This window comes from Streptomyces sp. NPDC059455, assembly GCF_042750115.1.
Classification (GTDB): domain Bacteria; phylum Actinomycetota; class Actinomycetes; order Streptomycetales; family Streptomycetaceae; genus Streptomyces; species Streptomyces endocoffeicus.
In genome coordinates this window covers 1-2,699 of sequence record NZ_JBHYVB010000440.1, presented here as the reverse complement: position 1 = coordinate 2,699, position 2,699 = coordinate 1, and the positions used below count along the sequence as shown (strand labels likewise).

At 68.1% G+C, this 2,699-nt stretch carries 2 protein-coding genes; one reads left to right on the top strand and one right to left on the bottom strand.

All coding sequences use genetic code 11. The features are described 5' to 3' along the window. Positions 1-99: 99 nt before the first annotated feature. The gene (locus ACFXB5_RS53305) at positions 100-1,881 is read right to left on the bottom strand and encodes a carbamoyltransferase (protein ID WP_385223251.1); all 1,782 of its coding nucleotides are present in this window, start codon (positions 1,879-1,881) and stop codon (positions 100-102) included. Between the two features lie 201 nt (positions 1,882-2,082). Here ACFXB5_RS53305 and ACFXB5_RS53300 point away from each other — a divergent pair, with 201 nt between their 5' ends. Continuing rightward, complete coding sequence (locus tag ACFXB5_RS53300; RefSeq protein WP_385223249.1) at positions 2,083-2,583, top strand: GNAT family N-acetyltransferase; 501 nt, start codon at positions 2,083-2,085, stop codon at positions 2,581-2,583. The last annotated feature ends 116 nt before the right edge of the window (positions 2,584-2,699 follow it).

Here is a 2,699-nt window from a genome sequence, read left to right as displayed (position 1 = left end):
ACCCGCCCCCCCGGCCCCCCCCTCCCCCACCATCACCCACTGAGAGAGCTCTGCCGGGCGGGGCCGCGCCGCCCCGCCCCGCCCCCCCCCCCCCGCGGCTCAGCTCCCCTTCTTGGTGATCACGAACCGGTCGATGACCAGATAGTCGATCTCGGTCGCGAGGAAGCACTCCAAGGCGTCCCGTGGCGAGCAGACGATGGGCTCACCGGCCACGTTGAAGGACGTGTTGAGCAGGCAGGGCACATCCGTCCGGGCCGTGAAGGCTCGCAACAGCCGGGCGAGGGCGGGGTTCTGCCGCTCGTTCACCGTCTGGGCCCGCGCCGTGCCGTCCACGTGACAGGCGCCGGGGATCCGCTCCTGGTACTCCTTCCGCACCGGGAAGACGAAGGTCATATACGGGGACGAGGTCTTCTTGCCCATCGAGAAGACGCGGGGGGCCTCCGATTCGAGGATGACGGGCGCGAACGGCCGGAAGGGCTCCCGGTGTTTCACCCGGAGATTGATGATGTCCTTGATGTCGGGGAAGGCCGGGTTGGCGAGGATGCTGCGGTTGCCCAGGGCGCGCGGCCCGAACTCGCTCCGGCCCTGGAACCAGCCCACGACGTTCTTCCCGGCCAGCAACTCCGCCGTCCGGTCGGCGATCGAGGCGGCGTCGGGCTCCTCCTGCCACTCGACGCGGTCCGCGTAGTCCGCCAGCGCGTCCTGGACCTGCCGTTCGTCGTACGAAGGCCCCAGATAGGGGGTGGTGACCGCGTCGGCCGGCCGATTCCTGAGACCGGCGGCGTACACGGCCGCGCCAATGGCGACCCCGGGATCGCTGGCCCCGAAGCTGACCTCCATGCCGGTGAACGGCGACCTCTCCAGCATCTTGGTGTTGGCCACGCAGTTCAGCGCCAGCCCGCCCTCGAAGAGCAGGGTGTCCAGGCCGGAGGCCGCGGTCAGTGCCCGCACCTGATGAGCGGTGACGGCCTCGACCATGTGCTGTGCCAGCCCGGCGACCTTGACGCGGAAGTCGAACTGCTCGCGCTTCTCGCTGTCGCCGCCGAACAGGTCGTCGAACAGTGCGTAGTAGGCCGATATGTCCCGTGGGGTGGAGATGGTGTACGAGCCGTTCTCGTGCAGCCGCACAACGCGCTCGAGCAGCGGATTGTGCCGCGGCGGCGGGCCGTACGCGGCCAGGCCCATCACCTTGTACTCGTCGTTGTTGGGTACGAACCCCAGATAGCGGGTGATCCGCCCGAACGCCACCCCGAGCGAGCTGGTCATGGGAACCGCGCTCTCGTCGAACTGGCGGACCACGCCGTTCCGCAGCTCGCCCATGACGGAGGACAGCGTCTCCGCCCGGCCGTCACTCACCAGGAAGGCGGCGTCGCCCCCGCCGGCCAGGTAGGCACCGCACATGAGATGGGCCAGATGATGGGGCACCAGGGTGAGCTTGTTGCGATCCAGCTCGTAGCCGGTGCGCTCGACGAAGTCGTGGTACACCGCGTCGGGGCTGAGCATGCCGGTGTAGAGCTCACCCGTGCTGCGCAGGGCGTCGAACTTGGCCGCGACCGGCATGTCGGAATCGCATATCCCCGAAATCATCTCCTCGGCCACCGTCGACGAAAACCGCCAGGGGAAAGCGAAAACGTCCACCTGGTCGAGGTCGACACCGGCGGAGTTCAGACACCAGGTGATTGCCTGCACCGGGAAATCGGAGGTCTTCTTGACCCGGCTCAGCCGCTCCTCCTCGACCGCCGCCACCACCTCGCCGTCGATCACCAGAGCCGCCGCGGCGTCATGACCCACCAAGAGATTACGGCCGACACCAGTCGCCCCGTAGAGACGCCCGAAAAGCTCCGCACCTCTGCTGAATCCGTTGTAACCGAGTACGATCACTGGCTCTCAGCCTCCCAAGCACGACAGTATCGGCGGAAGAACAGGCTACTCGGGCCGGATACTTGAGGGATAGGCATGATGCGCAAGCAGATTGTGGATTTCCTTCCCGGGGATACGGCGGACCCGGGAGAATTCCGCACCGAATGCTGAGCGTGCCCGGACCGCGGACGCGCGCACCCCTCGTTACGTATACTTTTGGGCATGTTGAGGTTGGAACGGCTCCGGGCCGACCACGCGCCCGCCCTGCTGGCCTTCGAGCGCGAGAACCGGGAGTACTTCGCCCGGTCGATCTCGGACCGCGGGGACGCCTACTTCGAGGAGTTCGCATCCCTGTACCGTGCCCGGCTCGCCGAACAGGACGCCGGTGTGTGTCACTTCCATGTCGTCATGGACGACCAGGGCGAGTTGGTCGGCCGCGTCAATCTCGTGGACGTCGAGGAAGGGGACGCCGAACTCGGCTACCGGATCGGCGAGCGCGCCGCGGGCCGGGGGATGGCGACCGCCGCGGTGGAAGAGGTGTGCCGCCTGGCCGCCACGACGTACCGGCTCTCCACCCTCACCGCCTACACCGCCCTCGACAACGTGGCCTCCATGACCGTGCTCGGCCGCAACGGATTCACCGTCGTGGCGGACGCCACCGTCGGCGGACGCCCCGGCCTGCGCTATCGCCGACGGCTCGGCGCGGAGCCCGGGGGGCGTTGACCGGGAGCGTTGCGGGGGGGGCAAGGGGTCGCAGGTTCACATCCTGTCGTCCCGACGGTGCGGAGGGTCTTCGCAGGTCAACGCCTGTGAGGGCCCTCTTTTCGCGCTCCCGTTTC